Below are 19,137 nucleotides of genomic sequence, written 5' to 3' on the forward strand. Positions count from 1 at the left end.
CCTCAGGCTGGAGGGATCTCGCCGGACCCGCGCGCGATGAGCCGGGTGGGCACGACCACCTCCGCCGCGGCGGAGGAGTCACCCTCCAGCCGCGCGAACACGATCTCGGCCGCGATGCGGCCGATGGCGCTGGGGTCCTGCGCCACGACGGTGACCGGAAGGGCGAGGTGCTCGGCCATGGGGATGTCGTCGAAGCCCACGAGCGCGATGGCACGGGCCGCGCCAGCCGCCCTGAGCGCCGCGATGGCGCCGATGGTGATGAGGTTCTGCGCCGAGAAGATGGCCGTGGGCGGGTTGGTGCTGTCGAGGAGCCGTGAGACGGCCCTCTCCGCCGATGCCTCGTCGCCGAGCCCGGTGACAACGAGGTCCGCCGTCGCCTCGAGCCCCCGGTCGCGGCACTCGTCCAGGTATCCGCGCCGCCGCTCCCGCGCCGTGTAGATGAGCTCGCTGTCGCCGAGGAAGGCGATCCGGCGATGCCCCTGCGCGGCGAGGTGTGCCACGGCGGCCCGGGCGCCCCGATAGTTGTCCGACACCACCGTGTCGGCCTGGATGCCGACTGGCCGCCGGTCGACGAAGACGACGGGGGTGCCCCGCTCGATCTCGGGCTCGAGGTACGTGTGGTCGGTCCCGATCGTGGTGAGGATGAGGCCGTCGACCCTGCGGCTCAGAAAGGCCTCGACGGCCTCGCGTTCGCGGGTGGGATCGTCGTCGAGGCTGGAGGCGAAGACCGCGACGTGATGGGGACGGGCCACGTCCTCGACCGCCCGGTGCAGCGACGCCGAGAAGGGGTTGGCGACGTTGCCCACGAGGAGCCCGAGCGTCTTCGTGCGACCCCGCCGCCGGAGGATCCCGGCGTGCGGATCCGGCTGGTAGTGCAGGTCCGTGATCGCGGACTCGACACGGGCCCGCGTGTCCGCGGCCACCTTCGGATCCTGGTTGATCACCCGCGACACGGTGGTGACGGCGACGCCAGCCATCGCCGCGACGTCCTTCATGGTGGGCCGGGCCCCTGCCCTCACCGCGGCACCCGCCGCCGCGTGGCCCCCGTGATGGCCGAGAGCACCTCCTCGTAGCTGGCCGTGGCCGCGTCGAAGGAGCCGTTGTTGCGGCCGTGCCGAAGGACCTCGATCCGGTCCGCCACCGCCCGGACGTCGTTGAGGTTGTGGCTGATCAGGATCACGCCCAGGCCCATGTCGCGCAGCCGCTCCACGTAGCTCAGCACCTCCGCGGTCTGCCCGACCGACAGGGACGCCGTGGGCTCGTCCAGCACGACCAGCCGTGGCCTGCTCACGAGGGTGCGCGCGATGGCCACGCTCTGCCGCTGGCCCGCGGAGAGCTGGACCAACGGCGTCCGGAGGTCAGGGATCCTGGCGTTGAGTTGAGCCAGGTAGGAGCGGGCCAGGTCGTCCATCCGGTCCACGTCGAGCAGGGCGCCGGAGCTCAGCTCGCGCCCGAGGAAGATGTTGGAGGTCACGTCGAGGTTCTCGGCGAGGGCGAACTCCTGGAAGACCGCAGCGATCCCCATCGCGAAGGCGGCCTGGGCCGATGGGATGGTGACCGGCCGGCCGTCGAGGAGGATCTGTCCCCCGTCCGGCTGATAGACCCCGGAGACCATCCGGGCGACGGTGGACTTGCCGGCCGCGTTGTCCCCCACCAGCGCCACCACCTCGCCCGCGCGCACCGTCAGGTCCACGTCAACCAGCGCGAGCACGCCGCCGAAGTGCTTGCTCACCGAGCGGAGCTCGAGCAGGAGTGGGCGGGAGTCCATGGCCGTCATCCTTCCACCGATGCAGTCGCGGAGGCGGTGATCACGTCGTGAATGGCCACCAACGCCCCCCGGGCGCAGCCGTCGATCGGGAACGCCGGCTCGGCGAGCAGCTCCTCGACGGCGGGCAGCAGTGGCCTCCCCCGCACCGCCTCGCGCAGGGGGCCCACGAAGGTCTCACCCACCGTGGCCAGGTCACCTCCCCAGGTGATGCGTTCGGGGGCGACGACCGTGGCGAGGTCCGCCAGCGCCCGGCCGATGACCGCGCCCGCGTCCGCGACCACCTGACGGCATCCCGGGTCACCGTCCCTGGCCGCCTTGACGATGGCGCGCAGGTCCATGGGGCCGTGGCTGACGCGGACCGATTCGGCGAGGGCCTCCCCGGACACGACGGTGTTGAGGCAGCCGCGGGCGCCGCAGCGGCAGATCAGCCCGGCGGGATCCACCCGGACGTGGCCGAGCGCACCCGCCCCGCCGCGGAAGCCCCCGTGGACCATGCCTCCCAGCACGAGGCTGGACTCGGTGGTGTGGGAGGCGTGCACGTAGATCGCCGAGCTCGCGCCCCGCAGTGCGCCCAGGCGCGACTCGGCCATCGCCGCGGCGTCCGCCTCCTTCACCACCAGCACCGGCCGCTGGATCCGGGCCGACAACAGCTGATCCACGTCGAGTTCCTCCCATCCGGGCAGCTGGAAGGCCCCCGTCCGGCCCCCGCGTCCCACACTGGACGGCAGCGCCAGCCCCACGCCCGCCACGCGTTCCATGTCCGCCCCCACGTCGTCCGCGAGATCGGCCACGAGGAGCGCGGCGCGGTCCAGCGTCGTGTCCGAGCGGTGATCGGCAGGCAGCGGCAGGCGCGTCGAGGCCAGGACCTCGAGCGAGGCGTCGGCGATCACCAGGTCGAGGGATCTGCGGCCGATGTGCATGCCGACGGCCAGGGCCGACGACGTCCTGAGCGACACCAGCTGCGCCCGCCTGCCAGACCGCGTGGTGGCGCTGGTCTCCACCAGGCCGCTCTCGAGCAGCTGCTTGACGATGTTGGAGACGGTGGCGGGCGACAGGCCCGTCACGCTGGCCAGCTCGACCTGCGTGATGCGGCCGTACGCCTTCACAGCTTCAACGATTCGGGCGCTGTTGGCCTCGCGCAGCGACGGCTGAGATCCCGGCGCGCCCACGACCCTGTTCACGCTTGAAGGCTAGCAGCAGCGCCCGCATCCATCCGGCGTTGTCTTCAACTCCCGGACCCAGGCGTCCGGCTCCAAGTGTTAGCGCTGAACAACCATAAGCCCTAGTCACGAATGGTGGTATCGATTGCATTTGTAACGAAGTGATAACGCTTGACTTCAAGAATTGACGCCAAGCCGTTCGAGCGCTTACGTTCTAGCCATCGGGGGCAGCGACGGCGAACGTCGCGAATCCGCGGAGTCGAAGGAGACACGGGTAGGCATGATCGACGGTCACGTCTTGCTGGCGATGCGCGGCATCACCAAGGAGTTCCCAGGGGTCAAGGCCCTGGACGGCGTCACGATGAACGTACGCCGCGGCGACATCCACGCGATCTGCGGGGAGAACGGCGCGGGCAAGTCCACGCTCATGAAGGTGCTCTCGGGGGTGTATCCGCACGGCACCTACGACGGCGACATCGAGCTCGAGGGCGAGGTGGTGCGCTTCGGCGGCATCAAGGCCTCGGAGGAGCGCGGCGTCGTCATCATCCACCAGGAGCTGGCTCTGATCCCGGAACTCTCGGTCACGGAGAACCTCTTCCTCGGCTCCGAGGTGACCTCGGGCCTCCTCATCGACTGGCAGGCGGCCCGCCTCAAGGCGCTCGACCTCCTAGCCCGCGTGGGGCTAGACCTCGATCCCGACACCCCGATCAAGACCCTCGGCGTCGGCCAGCAGCAGCTCATCGAGATCGCCAAGGCTCTGGCGAAGAACGTCAAGCTGCTCATCCTCGACGAGCCCACCTCGGCGCTCAACGAGGACGACTCGCGCAACCTGCTGGACCTCATGCGAGGCCTCAAGGCCAAGGGCATCACCCAGATCATGATCTCCCACAAGCTCAACGAGATCGCGGCCGTCTCCGACGCCGTCACCGTCATCCGTGACGGCCGCACCGTCGAGACCTACGACGTGGTGGCCGGGCAGGTGGACGAGGACCGGATCATCCGCGCCATGGTGGGGCGCTCCATCGAGAACCGTTACCCCACGCGCACCCCGCACATCGGAGACGTGCTCTTCGAGGTCGACGGCTGGAACGTCGAACACCCGGCCATCCCCGGCCGCCTGATCGTCAAGGACGCCGCATTCACCGTCCGCGCCGGCGAGGTCGTGGGCTTCGCCGGGCTGATGGGCGCGGGCCGCACCGAGCTGGCCCGCTCGATCTTCGGCCGCTCCTACGGGCGCTGGCTCTCCGGCGAGATGAGGCTGGGCGGGAAGCGGATCGAGACCCACACCGTCGCCCAGGCGATCGAGCAGGGCATCGCCTACGTCACCGAGGACCGCAAGACCCTCGGCCTCAACCTGATCGACGACATCAAGAGCACCATCGTCGCGGCCAACCTCAAGGACATCGTGACCCGGTTCCTCCTCAGCCCGCGCAAGGAGGCGGCGGTGGCCGAGAAGTACCGCAGGGAGCTGCGGATCAAGGCGCCCAGCGTCGACGTCGGCGTCGCCACCCTCTCCGGCGGCAACCAGCAGAAGGTCGTCCTCGCCAAGTGGATGTACCCCGAACCCCAGCTGCTCATCCTCGACGAGCCCACCCGCGGCATCGACGTGGGCGCCAAGTACGAGATCTACAAGCTCATCCACGCGCTCGCCGACTCCGGGAAGGGCGTCGTGGTGATCTCCTCGGAGCTGCCCGAGCTCCTCGGCATCACCGACCGCATCTACACCATCTGCGAGGGCCGCATCACCGGAGAGCTCGCGGCGGCTGACGCCGACCAGGAAACCCTCATGCGACGAATGACCACCACCAGCACCTCGGCCGCGGCGCTGCCGGCCTGACCTGAACGGACACGACAATGAAGGCAATCAAGCAAGTCCTCGGAGGCAACCTCCAGCAGTACACGATGGCCCTGGCCCTCGTCCTCCTCGCCGTCGTCTTCGACGTGGTCTCCGGCGGACGGATGCTCACCTCGTCGAACTTCCAGAACCTCATCTCCGGAAACGCCTACGTGCTGATCCTGGCGATCGGCATGGTGATGGTCATCGTCATCGGCCAGATCGACCTCTCGGTGGGATCTGTGGCCGGCTTCGTCGGGATGACCACCGCGTTGACCACCTCCACCTACGGCTTCCCCTGGTGGGCCGGCATCCTCGCCGGTCTCCTGGCCGGCGTCCTGATCGGCGCCTGGCACGGCTTCTGGCTGGCGAAGGTGGGCATCCCCGGGTTCATCACCACGCTCGCCGGCATGATGATCTTCCGCGGCCTGGTGATCTGGATGTCGCAGTCCATCTCGGTGCCCGTGCCCGAGGAGTACAGGTTCTTCGGAGCCGGCTACCTGCCCGAGTGGGGTCCCGCGTTCACCGGCCTCAACAACTCGACCCTTCTCCTCGGCATCCTGGCCGCCGCCTGGTTCGTCTGGAGCGAGTTGAAGCGCCGCGCCCACGCCCTGGAGCGCGGGGCCGAGGCGCCCATGTGGGCGACCCTGGTGCGCATCGCCCTGATCGTCGTGGTGATCGGCTACGTCACCTGGCTGTTCGGCAGCGGCCGCCCCGGCACCTCCTTCCCGATCCCCGGGGTGATCCTCGTGATCCTCGTCATCGTCTACCACGTGCTCACCCAGCGCACCCGCTTCGGCCGTCACATCTACGCCGTCGGCGGCAACAAGGCAGCGGCCGCCCTCTCCGGAGTCAACACGGCCAAGACCTACTTCCTGGTGATGCTCAACATGAGCTTCCTCGCCGCCATCGCGGGCATCCTGTTCGTCGGCCGCGCCACGGCGGCGGGGCCCTCCGACGGCACCATGTGGGAGCTGGACGCGATCGCGGCCGTGTTCATCGGCGGCGCGGCGGTCTCGGGCGGCATCGGCACCGTCGTCGGCTCCATGATCGGCGGCCTGGTGATGGCGGTGCTCAACAGCGGCCTCATGCTGATGGGCGTCGGCGCGGACCAGACCCAGGTGATCAAGGGCCTCGTGCTCCTGGCCGCCGTGGCCTTCGACGTCTACAACAAGCAGCAGGGCCGGCCGTCCCTGATCGGGAACCTGATGCGCCGGTTCCGCAGCGAGCCCGCCTCAGCCGCGACCCTCGAGTCGGCCCCCGCCGCGCCCGGCCCGGTGGTCGACGCGGCCGACACCGTCCCCACCACCGCCCAGAGCAAGTAGACCCCGACATCCCCCTCCGGGTGGCGCCCTCTCGGCGCCTCCCCTCCCCCAGTGCGCCCCGGCGCGCACACCACCGGGCATCGATGCCCACCCCCGAACCGGATCGGCCGGTCGGGAACACCGAAAGGACCATCATGAAGATGAAGGCAGCCGGCCTCCTCACGGGCCTCCTCGTCACCTCCCTGGCGCTGACCGCCTGTGGCGGTGGCCGCGAGGGCACCACCGACCCCACCTCCTCGTCCCAGGCCTCCACCTCCGCCAGCGCGGGCGGCGAGGGCTTCGCGGCCGACGCCACCATCGGCGTGGCGCTGCCGTGGCTGGGCACCCAGAACTGGAAGGAGGCCGAGGTCATGTTCGCCGACCAGCTCGAGGCCGCCGGCTTCACCGCGCTGATCCAGGCGGCCGACAACAAGGTTCCGCAGCAGCAGCAGCAGATCGAGGCCATGATCGAACAGGGCGCCGAGGTCATCGTCGTCGGTCCGGTGGACGGCACGCAGCTCGGCTCCGTCCTGGAGAAGGCGCACGACGCCGGCATCGAGGTGCTGGGCTACGACCGCCTCATCGAGAACACGACCGCCATCGACGGCGTGGTCCAGTTCGGCTCGGTCCGCACCGGCGAACTCCAGGGCCAGTCCCTCCTCGATGGACTTGAGGCCACGGGCCCCGGCCCCTACAACATCGAGCTGTTCGGCGGCGGCCCGGCCGACCCCAACGCCCCGAACTTCTTCACCGGCGCCATGAGCGTGCTCCAGCCGAAGATCGACGACGGCACCCTCGTGGTGGTCTCGGGCCAGACCGAGTTCACCCAGGTGGCCACCCCCGATTGGGACAACGCCAAGGCACAGGCCCGCATGGACTCGCTGCTCTCGGGCAACTACTCCGACAAGTCGATCGACGGGGTGCTCTCCCCCAACGACGGCATCGCCCGCGCCATCCTCACCTCGGTGAAGCAGGCCGGCATGGAGTTGCCGATCGTGACGGGACTCGATGCCGAGAACGAGTCGATCATCTCGATCGCCGCCGGCGAGCAGTACTCCACCGTCGCCAAGCCCACCGACGCGCTGGTCGCGAAGACGGTTGAGCTGATCCAGCTGCTGCAGACCGGCGAGGGCCTTCCGGCCACCGAGGACACCGCCAACAACGGCAAGGTCGACGTCAACATCTACCAGCTCGATCCCGTCGTGGTGACCAAGGCCAACGCGGCCGAGGTGTTCGCCAACGATCCCGATCGCCTGGCGCTCCTTGGGAGCTGATCCGATCCGACGACGAGGGGGTGGGTCCGCGAGGACCCACCCCCTCGTCGTCCACGGCGTCAGGGGCGCGCGTGTGGGAGCCGCGACACGAACCGCTCGCGATTCACCACCACCCGCCCGTGGGTCCCGGCGCTGATCACGGCGTGCTCATCGTGGGCCCGCACGTCGAAGGCGACCTGGCGGCCATCCACCCGGGTCACGGTGACGTCGATCACCACCGTCGAGCCGGGCACGGTGGGCGCCTGGTGGGACAGGTCCACATGCGTGCCGAGCGTGATCTCGCCGTCGTCGAGATGGCTGTGCAGTGCCTCCATGCAGGCCCACTCGACGATGCCCACCATGTAACCGGTGGCCAGCACCTCCGGCATCGCGGCGAAGTCCGCGGACTCCGGCAGCAGGTGCGGAACCGTCCGGTCCCCGGGGACCACATAGCGCATCGTATGTGACACGCCTGGACGTAAGGACGCTTTCACGTGGCTCTCCTCAACTCGGACAAGGAACTGGTGGTCATCACCGTCAGCCACATGCTAACGGGCGCACGCCGTGTGGGCGCGGGGTAGCGTCGGACGCGACGACTCTTCGAAGGAGAAGCGCATGTCCCTGACGCTCATGGAGAAGACCCACGCGGCCGCAGACATCTGGACGTTCCGGTTCCGCAGCGACGAGCCACTGGTCTGGGAGGCCGGCCAGTACGTCCAGGTGGAGATCCCCCACGAGAACCCGGACGACGAGGGCACCGAACGCTGGTTCACCAACGCCGCGGCACCCTACGAGGGGGTGATGCAGGTCACCACCCGAGTCACGGGCAGCACGTTCAAGCAGGCGCTGTCCAGATTGGAGCCCGGTGACCGGATCGAGCTGAAGCAGGATCCGGAGGGCGACTTCACGTGGGAGGAGACGGATATCCCCGTCGTCTTCGTCGCGGGCGGGATCGGAGTGACGCCCTTCCACAGCATCATCAAGCAGCGACACCACGACGGCGAACCCCTGGCGGTGACCCTCATCTACGGCAGCGGATCCGATGACGTGGCGTTCGCCGACGAGCTGAGCGAGTGGGAGGAGAAGGACCACTCGCTGACCGTCCACCGTGTCGTCGGCGAGCCACTGACCGTCGACGTGCTGACCCGACTGGTGCCCGGCCTCAACGACTGCCTGGTCTACGTCTCCGGCCCTGAGCCGATGGTGGAGGCACTCGGCGAGGCCCTCCGCGGTGCCGGACTACCCGACACCCAGCTGAAGGAGGACTTCTTCCCCGGCTACACCGCCGACGACATCTGAGAACCGCCGGCGGGCAGGGCCGTCACGGCCTGGTCGTCGGGCGCAGAAACGACACAACCCCGCCTGGGGCGGGGTTGTGTCTGTGCTGGTGGAGCTAAGGGGATTCGAACCCCTGGCCTCTTCCATGCCATGGAAGCGCGCTACCAACTGCGCCATAGCCCCAGGCCGCCCTGCGGCGACTCGAAGAACGATAGCGCATCTCGGGGGACTTGGAAAATCGGGCCAGGCCCCTGACACGGCTCCGGCCCGCCACCTCTGGGAGGTCGCGGGCCGGACGGGCGTGCAGGGTTCACTTCTGCTTGGCAAGCTCCCTGGCCAGGGCCGCGACACCGAACTCGTCCTTGGATTTGGCCGTGGCCAGCACCGGTACGCCGAGTTCCGCGAGGGCCTGTGCCGTCGGGTCGTCCCAGGCCAGCACGTGCACCCCGTCACGGTGGCCCAGGAGGTTCACGTACGCGGAGGCGAACGACGGCTGGCTGAGCAGGACGGCGTCCCAGGCCCCGTCCTCCCACATCTGCCGGATTCGGGGGTCGAACTCGGCCACGTCCACCATGGTGTACACCTCGAGACGCTCGACGGTGTAGCCCTTGGCACGCAGCCCGTCCTCGAGGTTCGTGGAGAGCTGGTCCGCGCAGGCGATGACCACCCGTTGCTCCCCCTCAGCCTTGGGGAACATCTCGACCAGCTTCTGCGAGCTGGCCGTCCCCTCCGGGCTGAGCTCGATCTGGATCTCGCTCTCCTCCGCGGCGAGCTGGGTGGTGGAGCCCATGGCAGCGACCCTCGTGCCAGCCGGGATGTCCCAACCCCGTTCGCGCAGCGCCCACACGGTCTGCGCGGAGGGCAGCACCACCCAGTCCGCCCAGCCGAGGATGTTGTCGGCGGAGATGAGCTTGGCCTCCTGCAGCGAGACGCAGTCCACGCGAAGCCCGTTCTTGCGCAGTGACTGCGCGAGGCGGCCCTCCTGGCGGGCGAGGAGCACCCGGATCCGGTCGTCACCGGCCACCTCGATGAAGGGCGACTCGTCGTCGTGTTCGGCCGAGAGCTTCACCGACGCCAGCGCCTCCGCGGAGAAGAACCGGTCCGCCCGGCGAGCCTTGAGCGCGGCCGCGACGTTCTCGCCGGTGCGGACGGCGTGGAACTCCGAGGTGGGCAGGCCCACCTCGAGCACGTTGCGTTTGGTGCCGTCGATGGCGAACACCCCGGCCTTGAGCGACAGGATCCCCCGCCTCGACGCGAGCGCCCCCACAGGAGCCATGTAGGTGGTGCCGAGCCCCGTCAGCACCGCCCGCTCCGCGTCGATGGTGATCCGTGTCTCCACGTCGTCGAGCTCCCTGAGCGCGGCGACGATGTCCTCGTCGTCCTTGCGGCACTCCAGCGCCAGCGCCCCCTGCCCGGGCGCGGTGAGGATGGGCAGGTATTCGGCGATCCGGTCCGTCAGGCCCAGCGCCTCGACCCCGGCGGCGGACAGCACCACCGCGTCGAGATCACCCGGCTCCAGGTGGCGCAGCCGCTCCTCCAGCGAGCCGCCCACGTCGACGAAGGTGAGGTCCGGCCGCAGTGCCCGCAGCTGGGCGAGGCGACGGAGCGACGTGACCCCCACCCGCGAGTGACGCGGCAACGCGGCAAGGGTGATGCCGCTGCGCGTGCAGAGCACGTCGCGGTGGTCGCCGCGAGGCAGGACGGCCGGAAAGATCAGGTCCTCGGGCTTGTCGCGCAGCGGGACGTCCTTGACGGAGTGCACGACGACGTCCACCTGGCCCGCCCGCAGCGCCTCGCGCAGTTCCTTGGCGAAGATCACCTGCGAGTATCCGTCGGGCATGTGGATCGTGTCCTGACCCGCCGACGCGACAGAGACGGTCTCCACCTCGTGCCCGCCCTCGCGCAGCCGTGCCGCGACCATCTCCGAACGCGCCAGCGCCAGCGCCGATCCGCGTGTGCCCAACCGAAGTCTCACCGTTGATCCTCTCTGAGTGACGGGGCTAGCTTCTCACGAATGGGAGGCCGCCCGCGCTGCTGCGGGCAGGGCGTCCCCGATCCGTGCCATGGCCGCGTCGTCGTGGGCGGCCGACAGGAACCAGGCCTCGAACGCCGACGGCGGCAGCGCCACGTGCCGGTCCAGCATCGCGTGGAAGAAGCGCGCGAAGGCGGCGGTGTCCTGCGCCTTGGCGTCGTCGTAGTCGGCGACCCCCTCCCCGCGGAAGAACACGGAGAACAGACTGCCCGCCCGCTGGACCACGTGCGGCACGGACGCCGCAGTCAACGCGTCGGCCACGGCGGCCTGCAACTCCGCGGCGCGCCGGTCCACGTGCGCGTACACGCCGGCGTCCGCGAGCCGGAGGGTGGCCAGTCCCGCGGCCGTCGCCAGCGGGTTCCCCGACAACGTGCCCGCCTGGTAGACCGGCCCGACGGGCGCCAGCAGCTGCATCACCCTGGCAGGACCGGCCAGGGCGGCCAGCGGCATGCCGCCGCCCACCACCTTGCCGAAGGTCACCAGGTCCGGCAGGTAGCCGCCCTCCATGCCGAGCCAACCCGACGGCCCCACCCGGAAGCCAGTCAGCACCTCGTCGAGGATCATCAACGCGCCGTACCTGGCGGTGAGCTCCCGAATGGCGGCGTTGAAGCCGGGAGCGGGTGGGACCACGCCCATGTTGGCGGGCGCCCCCTCGGTGATGACCGCGGCGATCCGGTCACCCGCCTCATCGAAGACCCTCGTCAGAGCGTCGACGTCGTTGTAGTCCACCACGATGGTGTCGGCGGCGGCGGCCTGCGTGACCCCCGCCGACCCGGGAAGCCCCTGGGTGGCCACGCCGGAGCCCGCTGCCGCCAGGAGGGCATCCGAGTGCCCGTGGTAGCAGCCCGCGAACTTGACGATGACGTCGCGGCCCGTGGCCCCTCGCGCCAGTCGGACGGCCGTCATCGTGGCCTCCGTGCCCGTAGAGACGAAGCGCACCTGTTCGGCCATCGGCACCCTCGCGCGGATGACCTCGGCCAGCTCGACCTCGGCCGCCGTCGGCGCCCCGAAGGACAGCCCGCGCGACGCGGCCTCCTGGACGGCCGCCACCACCTCCGGGTGCGCGTGGCCGAGCAGGGCCGGCCCCCAGGAGCACACCAGATCCACGTACTCGACGCCGTCGGCGTCCACCACGTACGGGCCTCGGGCCGACGAGACGAACCGGGGTGTGCCCCCGACCGACCCGAAGGCCCGCACCGGCGACGACACCCCGCCGGGGATGACCCCGCGTGCCCGCTCGAACAGTTGATCCATGCTCACTTCATCCACCCCGCCAGCTCCAACGCCCAATAGGTCAACACGATGTCCGCCCCTGCCCTCACGATGGCCGTGACCGACTCCGTCACCGCGGCGCGACGATCGATCCAGCCCCGCTCCGCGGCCGCCTCGATCATCGCGTACTCCCCCGACACCTGATACGCGGCCACCGGCACGTCAGAGACCGAGGCCACGTCGGCGAGGACGTCGAGGTAGTAGCCGGCCGGTTTGACCATCACCATGTCCGCGCCCTCGGCCAGGTCCAACTCGGCCTCGCGGAGGCCCTCTCTGCGGTTGGCCGGGTCCTGCTGGTAACTCTTGCGGTCCCCGCTCAGCGTCGAGGTGACCGCCTCACGGAAGGGCCCGTAGAACGACGAGGCGTACTTCGCGGCGTAGGCAAGGATCGAGGTGTCCGGGAGGCCGGCCCCGTCGAGGGCCGCGCGGATGGCCTCCACCTGGCCGTCCATCATCCCCGACGGAGAGACGACATGCGCGCCCGCGTTGGCCTGAGCGATGGCCATCGACGAGTAGGCGGCGAGCGTGGCGTCGTTGTCCACGAGCCCGGCCGGGGTGAGGAAGCCGCAGTGTCCGTGCGTGGTGAACTCGTCGAGGCAGGTGTCGGCCATGACGACGGTGTCGTCGCCGACGGTGTCCCGGACGGCCCGAAGGCCGCGCTGCAGGATGCCGTCCTCCGCCCAGCCCTGCGAGCCCGTCTCGTCCTTGTCCGCGTCGTCAGGCACGCCGAAGATCATCACCCCGCCGATCCCCGCCGCCACGGCGCGCTCGGCCACACGGCGCAGGCCCTCGAGGTCATGGCGGTGCACGCCGGGCATGGAGGAGATCGCCCCCGGCGCCTCCGCGACGAACACGGGCAGGACCAGCTGCGACGCGCGCGGCTCCACCTCCCGCACCAGGCGACGCATCGCCGGGGTGGTCCTGAGCCTTCTCGGCCGGATCTGGATCATGCCTTGTCCTTTCCGAGGGACGCGATCGCCCGGATCAGCCCCTCCGCATCCTGGGTCTCGGCAACGGCCGCGACACTCGCGCCCCCTCGCCGCAACGAGGCGGCCGACGGCGGCCCGAACGCCACGACGCTGGTGTCGTCCCGCCACCCGAGCAGCCGCGCGACCGCGTCCCCGGCGGACCCCGCGGTGACGGCGACCACGTCGAAGAGGCCCGCCCGCCACTCCGCGACGAGCCCGCCGGGCAGGTGATCGAGCGGCTCCATGGTGTAGATGGGCAGCACCTCGACGGTGTAACCCTTCGCCCCCAGTCCCTGGGCCAGCTCGGGCGAGGACAGGGCCGAGCCGGGGATCACCACCCGGCCTGACCCCTCCGGCCAGGCGCGCACCAGTGCGGCCGCGCTGGACTCCCCCGCCGGCACGAGCGCCACCGTGAGCCCGGCCGCCTCAGCGGCCCCGGCGGTCCGCGGACCCACGGCTGCCACGCGCGCGCCCTGCGGGACCCGGAGGCCCAGGTCCGCCATGGCGTCGAGCGTCGCGGCGGAGGTGAGCGCCACCCAGTCCGCGCCGTCGAGCGTGCCCTCCGGTGTCAGCGTCACGCGCCTCTGCACCGGCTGGGCGACCACCTCCGCGCCGGCCGCGCGCAACCCCTCGGCGAGGGAGCCGTCGGCCTGCGGCAGGAGGATCCGCAGCCCGGCGAGGATCGCGTCACCGCGCCACAGCGATGTGTCGTCGTGGAGTTCGGCCAGCCGCGACGGCCGCCCCGCTCCGAGGTCGGCCACCTCCGAGGCGCCGTGCCGCACGAGTTCCTCGGCAGCCGTCTCCCCCGCCCTGGGGCCCAGCTGAACCCGGGTGCGGGTCGATCTGGAGCCGTCGACCGCGAACACGCCTGCCGCGAGCTCCCCGTCGCGCCCCCAGGCCGCGATCGGCGCCGCGCACCCGCCGCCCAGAGCGGCCAGGACGGCCCGTTCGGCGTCCACCGCCCGGCGCGTCCCGGGATCCTCGAGCGCGGCGAGTTCGGCCCGCACGTCCTCGTCGTCGCCGCGACACTCGAGCGCCAGCGCGCCCTGTCCCGGCGCCGGGAGGATGTCGAGAAGGTCAGTGATGTGGCTGGTCAGGCCGAGCCGCGTGAGGCCGGCAGCGGCCAGGACCACGGCGTCGAGGTCCCCCTCGGCCACCCGGGCCAACCGGGTGCCCACATTGCCGCGCACGTCGACGAAGCGCAGATCGGCGCGCAGGGCCCGCAGTTGGGCGACGCGCCGCGGCGACCCGGTACCGACGGTGGCCCCCGCCGGCAGCGCGGCCAGCGTCAGGCCGTCGCGGGCGCAGAGCGCGTCCCTGGCGTCGACGCGCGGAGGCACGGCGGCGATCACCAACCCCGGCACCGCCGCGGTGGGCAGGTCCTTGAGGGAGTGCACGGCGAAGTCGCAGCGCCCCTCCAGCAGCGCAGTGCGAAGCTCGGCCGCGAACACGCCCAGCGAGCCGAGGCTGGTCAGCGAGCCCCGCTCCACGTCCCCTCCCGTCCTGATCCGCACCAGCGCCACCTCGTGGCCACGGGCGCGCAGCGCTCCGGCCACCTGTTCGGACTGGGCGACGGCCAGCGCGGACCCACGGGTACCGAGCCGGAGCCTCATCGGGCGAGCCGATCGCAACCGGCGATGACCGACGCGATCCCGTTGCCGTCCAGCCAGGCCCCCACCAGGTCCACGCCGGCCGAGGCGACCGCCTCAAGGTGGTACTCGCGGGCGGAGTGCTCCATCCGGGTGGGCATCGACTCCCAGGAGACCGAGGCGAAACCGGTGACGTCGCCATCGGCGAGGTCGATCCCCAGGAAACGCGAGGCGTCCGCGAGCGCCTCGGCGCGGGTGGGCAGCAGCTGCTCGGGGTAGGACAGCCGCAGGATCTCCTGTCCGTCGCGGCGGGCCCACGGCCACTTCAGCGAGTAGTGGGTCAGTGCCTTGGCGTGGATGGCGTCGTCGCGCTCGCCCACGAGGAGCCCGGAACCGACCGGCCCCTCGGCGAGGGCGGGATGGGAGATTCCCAGAACCGCGAGCCGGGCCGTGGAGACCGGCGGCGGGGTCAGGTCCACCCCGATCCGCGCCAACAAGGCGCACGCGCTGGCGGCCGTCGAGGCGAGCACCATCCGGTCCGCGACGATCACCTCGCCGTCCGGCAGCCCCACCGCGAACTGGGCGCCCGCCCGACGCAGGGACACCGCGGGGGACGTCATCCTGATCTCTCCGCCGGAGGCGCCGATCCGACTTGCCAACTCCTCGATGAGCCGGAACATCCCGCCGACCGGCTGCTCGACGGCCGCCACCCCCGGCCGACGCAGGGCGGAGACGGCGCCGAGCAGGGTGCCCGCCTCCGTGAGCGCGTGGGTGAGGCCGGGCGCGAACGCCGCCAGCGGCATCCGGTCCGGTGGCAGCGAGTACACGCCCAGCGCCACCGGAGCCACCAGCGTGGCGAGCGCGGCCTCGCCGAGCCGGGCGAGCACCAGTTCACCGACGGTGACGGCATCCGCCCCTACCTCCCGCGGGAGGTCCGCGTCCTGACGGAGGCGCGCCAGTGAGTCTGCTGTGAGGGCGCCGAGGGCCGGGTCGTCGAGCGACGACGGGATACCGAGGATCCCCTCTGCCATGGGCCAGACCCCGTCCGGGCGCCAGATGTGCGGCTGGCCCGCCGGGGCCGCCACCTCGAGCCCGAGCTCGTCGCACAGGGCCCTCCCCACTCCTCCGCGGACGGCGTAGGCCTCGGCCCCGGCGTCCACGGAGACCCTGCCGATCTCGACCGGTGCGATCATCCCGCCCAGCCTGCTGGTCGCCTCCAGGACGGTGACGCGCCGCCCCTGCTGGGCCAGGCGGTAGCCGGCCAGGAGACCGGCGAGTCCCCCGCCGACGACGACGGCCGTCACAGCGAGTGCAGGAGGGCCACCAGGTCGGTGAGCACCCCCGGGTCGGTGGTCGGGGGCACGCCGTGGCCGAGGTTCACCACGTGGGCGGGGGCGGCCCGCCCACGATCGACGACGTCGCGGGCGTGCGCCTCGAGGGGCGCCCACCCCGCGGCCAGCATGGCGGGGTCGATGTTGCCCTGCAGCGGCAACCCGGGGAGGAGAGCGGCGGCCTCGTCGAGGGGGGTGCGGTAGTCGATGCCCATCGCCTCGACGCCGCAGGCCGCCATCTCCGGAAGAATGTGCCGGGTCCCGGTGCCGAAGTGGATGCGCGGCACCCGGCCTTCGACGGCCGCCAGCACCGCGGCCGAGTGCGGCGCGACGTGACGGACGTAGTCCTCACGGGTCAGCGCGCCGGCCCAGGAGTCGAACAGCTGCACGACGCGGGCGCCGGCATCCACCTGAACGCCCAGGAACTGGCCGGACAGGTCCGCGCACCAGGCCAGCAGCCGGTGCCAGGCCACCGGATCCGCGTGCATCATGGCCCGCGCCGCCAGGTGGTCGCGCGAACCGCGACCCTCCACGAGATAGGCGGCCAGGGTGAAGGGCGCGCCGGCGAAACCGATCAGTGGTGTGTCGTCACCCAATTCGGCCACCACCGTCCTGACCGCCTCGGTGATCGGGCTGGTCTCGATGAGCGCGTGCCGCGTGACGCGGTCCACGTCCGCCGCGGTCCGCACGGGCCGCTCGATCACGGGGCCCACACCGGAGTGGATCTCCACCTCGACCCCGGCCAGGACGAGCGGGGTCATGATGTCGGAGAAGAAGATGGCGGCGTCCACCTTGTGCCGCCGGACAGGCTGCAGGGTGATCTCCGCGGCCAGCTCCGGGATCAGGCAGGCCTCCAGGATGGTGGTGCCCTCGCGGATGGCGCGGTACTCGGGCAGCGAGCGTCCGGCCTGGCGCATGAACCAGACGGGGAGGTGTTCGGGACGGTGTCCGCTCAGCGCGGAAAGCATGGGATTCATTTGTGGACGATTCTGCCTCATCAGCCAAGGGTGATTGAATAGGGACCACTGTGACTATGCGCGTGTTCTCCATTCAGCACGACCGGCAGGGACTGCCGGAGGTTGAGCGCACCAGCGCCTGCGTCGACGACGTGGCCGCCCGCCTCACCTCCCTGCCGGAGGTCAACGGGGCCGTGGTGCTGAGCACCTGCAACCGCGTCGAGGTGATCCTCGACACCGCCGGCGAGGCGTCCAACACCATCCTCAGGGTTGCCCTCAACTCGTCCTTCGACGCCCCGCCCGCCTGGGACCTGTACCTGGGCGAGGCAGCACTGGGGCACGTGTTCCGTGTCGCCGCGGGTCTGGACTCCATGGTTGTGGGCGAGCGCGAGATCGCCGGGCAGTTGAGGCGGGCGCTGACCGCCGCGCAGGAGGAGGGGGTCACGTCTCTCCCGCTCAACCTCGCCGTCGACGAGGCGCTCAAGACGTCCCGGCGGATCGCGCGGGAGACGGCGTTGGAGAGCGCCGGCCGCTCCGTGGTCAGCGTCGGCCTCGACCTCATGGGCATCGAGGACTGGACGGCGGCCACGGTCACCATCGTCGGCACCGGCTCCTACGCCGGCGCGGTGGTCGCCGCGCTGCGGGCGCGCGGGGCGGCGCTGATCAGGGTCCACTCGGCCAGCGGCCGCGGGTCGACGTTCGCCGACAGCCACGAACTCGTCCACGTCGCCACCCTCGAGGAGGCCCTCACGGGCACCGACCTCGTCGTGACCTGCCGCGGGCTCGGCTCCCCCGTGGTCGAGGCCGCGCACGTGCGTGGACCCCAGCGCTTCCTGGACCTTTCGCTGCAGCGCGACGTGGCCCCCGAGGTCGCCGCTCTGGTGGGCGTCCGCGTGGTCGATCTCGCCTCCATCCAGGCCTCGATCCAGCCCTGCTTCGCAGACGACACCCGCCGCGCGGAGGCGCTCGTCGAGGCCGGTGTCGCGGACGTACTGACCAAGCTCCGCGCGCGGATCGTGGACCCGGCAGTGGTGGGGCTTCGGCAGTCCGTCATGGCCATGGTCGACGACGAGGCGGCCCGCCTCCCGCAGCGCCCCCTCACCCACGAGGACGCCACCCTGGCGCTGCGCCGCCTCGCCACCCGCCTTCTGCACGTCCCGTCGACCCGTGCCAGGCTGGCGGCGGAGCAGGGCCGCACCGAGGAGTACCTGCTGGCCATGGCCGAGCTGTACGGCATCGGCGCCGACGAGGTCGTGGACCCCGATGCCATGGAGTCCCAGCAGTGCCCCGTCACCCACATGGGCGTCGACGATCTGGATTCAGCCGAGGCCCAGGAGGCCATGTGACCCTCGAGCCGTACACCGCCGTCCTCTTCGCCTCCTACGGCGGGCCCGACAAGTCCGCCGACGTCCTGCCCTTCATGCGCAACGCGACGGCGGGACGGGGCATCCCGGACGAACGCCTGATCGAGGTCTCGAAGCACTACGAGCTGTTCGGCGGGCGCTCGCCCATCAACGAGCTCAACGCCGCCCTGATGGCGGCGGTGCGGGCGGAACTCGAGCGCCGAGGGGTCGAGGTGCCGGTGATCATCGGCAACCGCAACTGGCATCCCTACTTCGCCGACGCGGTGCAGGGCCTCGTGGACGACGGCCACCAGCGGGTGGTCGCGCTGGCCACGTCGGCGTACTCGTCCTACAGCGGCTGCCGGCAGTACTGCGAAGACCTTGAGCGCGCCGCCGAGCCACGCGGCATCCGGATCGACAAGGTGGACCCCTTCGCGGAGACCCCCGGCTTCGTCGCGGCCAACGCGCGCGCCCTCGTCGAGTCCGTGCGCCGGCTGCGGGGACGGATCGGCGACGGCGCCCTGCGGGTGCTGTTCGTCACCCACTCCATCCCCACCGCCATGAACGAGGCCTCGTCGACGGGTGAGCCTGAGCGTCGCTACGACGCGCAGCACCTGCGTGTCGCGGCGTCGGTCGCGGAGGAAGCCTCCTTGACGCTCGGTGAGGACCTCGCCTGGGAACTCACCTTCTGCTCACGCTCCGGGGCGCCGCACATCCCCTGGCTCGAACCGGACGTCAACGACCGGATGCCCGAGGTGCTGGCCGACGGTGTCGCGGGAGTGGTCGCGGCCCCCATCGGCTTCATCTCCGACCACATGGAGGTGGCCTACGACCTGGACACCCAGGCCAAGGAGACCGCCGAGGGCCTGGCCCTGCCCTACGAGCGGGCGGCCACCGTCGGGACCGACGAAGGCTTCGTGTCGCTCCTGGTCGATCAGCTCCTCGCCAAGGCTGCCGCTGCTCGAGGAGAGGCCACGTCCGTGGGACGCTGCCGGTTCTCCACCGGGCGCTGCTGCCTCCCCCGCCCCAAGGTTTAAGGAAGGAACCCG

At 71.2% G+C, this 19,137-nt stretch carries 16 protein-coding genes, 1 tRNA gene and 1 pseudogene; 6 read left to right on the forward strand and 12 right to left on the reverse strand.

The window, feature by feature from the left end:
• Positions 1-2: 2 nt before the first annotated feature.
• The 3 genes from ACX1D3_RS12765 to ACX1D3_RS12775 are packed head-to-tail and all read right to left on the reverse strand — an operon-like array spanning position 3 to position 2,949.
• Positions 3-995, reverse strand: coding sequence for a LacI family DNA-binding transcriptional regulator (locus tag ACX1D3_RS12765; RefSeq protein ID WP_458994206.1), 993 nt, complete (start codon positions 993-995; stop codon positions 3-5).
• A gap of 20 nt (positions 996-1,015) precedes the next feature.
• On the reverse strand, positions 1,016-1,768 hold the full coding sequence (locus ACX1D3_RS12770) for an ATP-binding cassette domain-containing protein (protein ID WP_458994207.1): 753 nt from the start codon (positions 1,766-1,768) through the stop codon (positions 1,016-1,018).
• Positions 1,769-1,773: 5 nt separating this feature from the next.
• Positions 1,774-2,949, reverse strand: a complete 1,176-nt coding sequence (locus tag ACX1D3_RS12775; RefSeq protein ID WP_458994208.1) for an ROK family transcriptional regulator — start codon at positions 2,947-2,949, stop codon at positions 1,774-1,776.
• Between the two features lie 259 nt (positions 2,950-3,208).
• Between ACX1D3_RS12775 and ACX1D3_RS12780 the strand changes: the two genes are divergently transcribed.
• The 3 genes from ACX1D3_RS12780 to ACX1D3_RS12790 all read left to right on the forward strand — a co-directional run bounded on the left by ACX1D3_RS12780 (position 3,209) and on the right by ACX1D3_RS12790 (position 7,340).
• A complete protein-coding gene (locus ACX1D3_RS12780) occupies positions 3,209-4,765 on the forward strand; it encodes an ATP-binding cassette domain-containing protein (RefSeq protein WP_458994209.1) in 1,557 nt (518 codons plus the stop codon).
• A 17-nt stretch (positions 4,766-4,782) separates the two neighbouring features.
• Positions 4,783-6,087: a sugar ABC transporter permease gene (locus ACX1D3_RS12785; protein WP_458994210.1), complete on the forward strand. Its 1,305-nt coding sequence runs from the start codon at positions 4,783-4,785 to the stop codon at positions 6,085-6,087.
• Positions 6,088-6,221: 134 nt separating this feature from the next.
• Positions 6,222-7,340 (forward strand): substrate-binding domain-containing protein, encoded by a 1,119-nt coding sequence (locus ACX1D3_RS12790; RefSeq protein WP_458994211.1) that lies wholly within the window; start codon positions 6,222-6,224, stop codon positions 7,338-7,340.
• A 59-nt stretch (positions 7,341-7,399) separates the two neighbouring features.
• Here the strand turns inward: ACX1D3_RS12790 and ACX1D3_RS12795 are convergent, their stop codons facing one another.
• Positions 7,400-7,789, reverse strand: coding sequence for a thioesterase family protein (locus ACX1D3_RS12795; RefSeq protein WP_458994212.1), 390 nt, complete (start codon positions 7,787-7,789; stop codon positions 7,400-7,402).
• Positions 7,790-7,934: 145 nt separating this feature from the next.
• Here ACX1D3_RS12795 and ACX1D3_RS12800 point away from each other — a divergent pair, with 145 nt between their 5' ends.
• Complete coding sequence (locus ACX1D3_RS12800) at positions 7,935-8,618, forward strand: ferredoxin--NADP reductase (protein WP_458994213.1); 684 nt, start codon at positions 7,935-7,937, stop codon at positions 8,616-8,618.
• Between the two features lie 86 nt (positions 8,619-8,704).
• Here the strand turns inward: ACX1D3_RS12800 and ACX1D3_RS12805 are convergent.
• The 8 genes and pseudogenes from ACX1D3_RS12805 to hemE form a co-directional block, all read right to left on the reverse strand.
• Positions 8,705-8,780 (reverse strand) — tRNA-Ala (locus tag ACX1D3_RS12805).
• Positions 8,781-8,907: 127 nt separating this feature from the next.
• Positions 8,908-10,572 (reverse strand): hydroxymethylbilane synthase, encoded by a 1,665-nt coding sequence (hemC, locus tag ACX1D3_RS12810; protein ID WP_458994214.1) that lies wholly within the window; start codon positions 10,570-10,572, stop codon positions 8,908-8,910.
• A gap of 33 nt (positions 10,573-10,605) precedes the next feature.
• Positions 10,606-11,883, reverse strand: a complete 1,278-nt coding sequence (gene hemL, locus ACX1D3_RS12815) for a glutamate-1-semialdehyde 2,1-aminomutase (RefSeq protein ID WP_458994215.1) — start codon at positions 11,881-11,883, stop codon at positions 10,606-10,608.
• Positions 11,884-11,885: 2 nt separating this feature from the next.
• Entirely contained in the window at positions 11,886-12,851 is a 966-nt protein-coding gene (hemB, locus tag ACX1D3_RS12820) for a porphobilinogen synthase (RefSeq protein ID WP_458994216.1), read from the reverse strand.
• Positions 12,848-13,495: a uroporphyrinogen-III synthase gene (locus ACX1D3_RS12825; protein ID WP_458996551.1), complete on the reverse strand. Its 648-nt coding sequence runs from the start codon at positions 13,493-13,495 to the stop codon at positions 12,848-12,850. The genes hemB and ACX1D3_RS12825 overlap by 4 nt, the downstream gene beginning before the upstream one ends.
• Positions 13,496-13,597: 102 nt before the next feature.
• Positions 13,598-14,482 (reverse strand): annotated as a pseudogene (hemC, locus tag ACX1D3_RS12830) (hydroxymethylbilane synthase); the annotation flags it as partial.
• Complete coding sequence (locus ACX1D3_RS12835; RefSeq protein WP_458994217.1) at positions 14,479-15,762, reverse strand: protoporphyrinogen/coproporphyrinogen oxidase; 1,284 nt, start codon at positions 15,760-15,762, stop codon at positions 14,479-14,481. The gene ACX1D3_RS12835 and the pseudogene hemC (ACX1D3_RS12830), both read right to left, overlap by 4 nt.
• The gene (hemE, locus tag ACX1D3_RS12840) at positions 15,759-16,766 is read right to left on the reverse strand and encodes a uroporphyrinogen decarboxylase (protein WP_458994218.1); all 1,008 of its coding nucleotides are present in this window, start codon (positions 16,764-16,766) and stop codon (positions 15,759-15,761) included. Before hemE ends, ACX1D3_RS12835 begins: the two co-directional genes overlap by 4 nt.
• 62 nt (positions 16,767-16,828) lie before the next feature.
• Here hemE and ACX1D3_RS12845 point away from each other — a divergent pair, with 62 nt between their 5' ends.
• Positions 16,829-18,091 carry a glutamyl-tRNA reductase gene (locus ACX1D3_RS12845; RefSeq protein WP_458994219.1) on the forward strand — a complete coding sequence of 421 codons (1,263 nt, stop codon included), beginning with the start codon at positions 16,829-16,831 and terminating at the stop codon, positions 18,089-18,091.
• Positions 18,088-19,125: a ferrochelatase gene (locus tag ACX1D3_RS12850; protein ID WP_458994220.1), complete on the forward strand. Its 1,038-nt coding sequence runs from the start codon at positions 18,088-18,090 to the stop codon at positions 19,123-19,125. Before ACX1D3_RS12845 ends, ACX1D3_RS12850 begins: the two co-directional genes overlap by 4 nt.
• Positions 19,126-19,137: the final 12 nt, after the last annotated feature.

The sequence above is a fragment of the Tessaracoccus yangjingae genome, assembly GCF_054483935.1.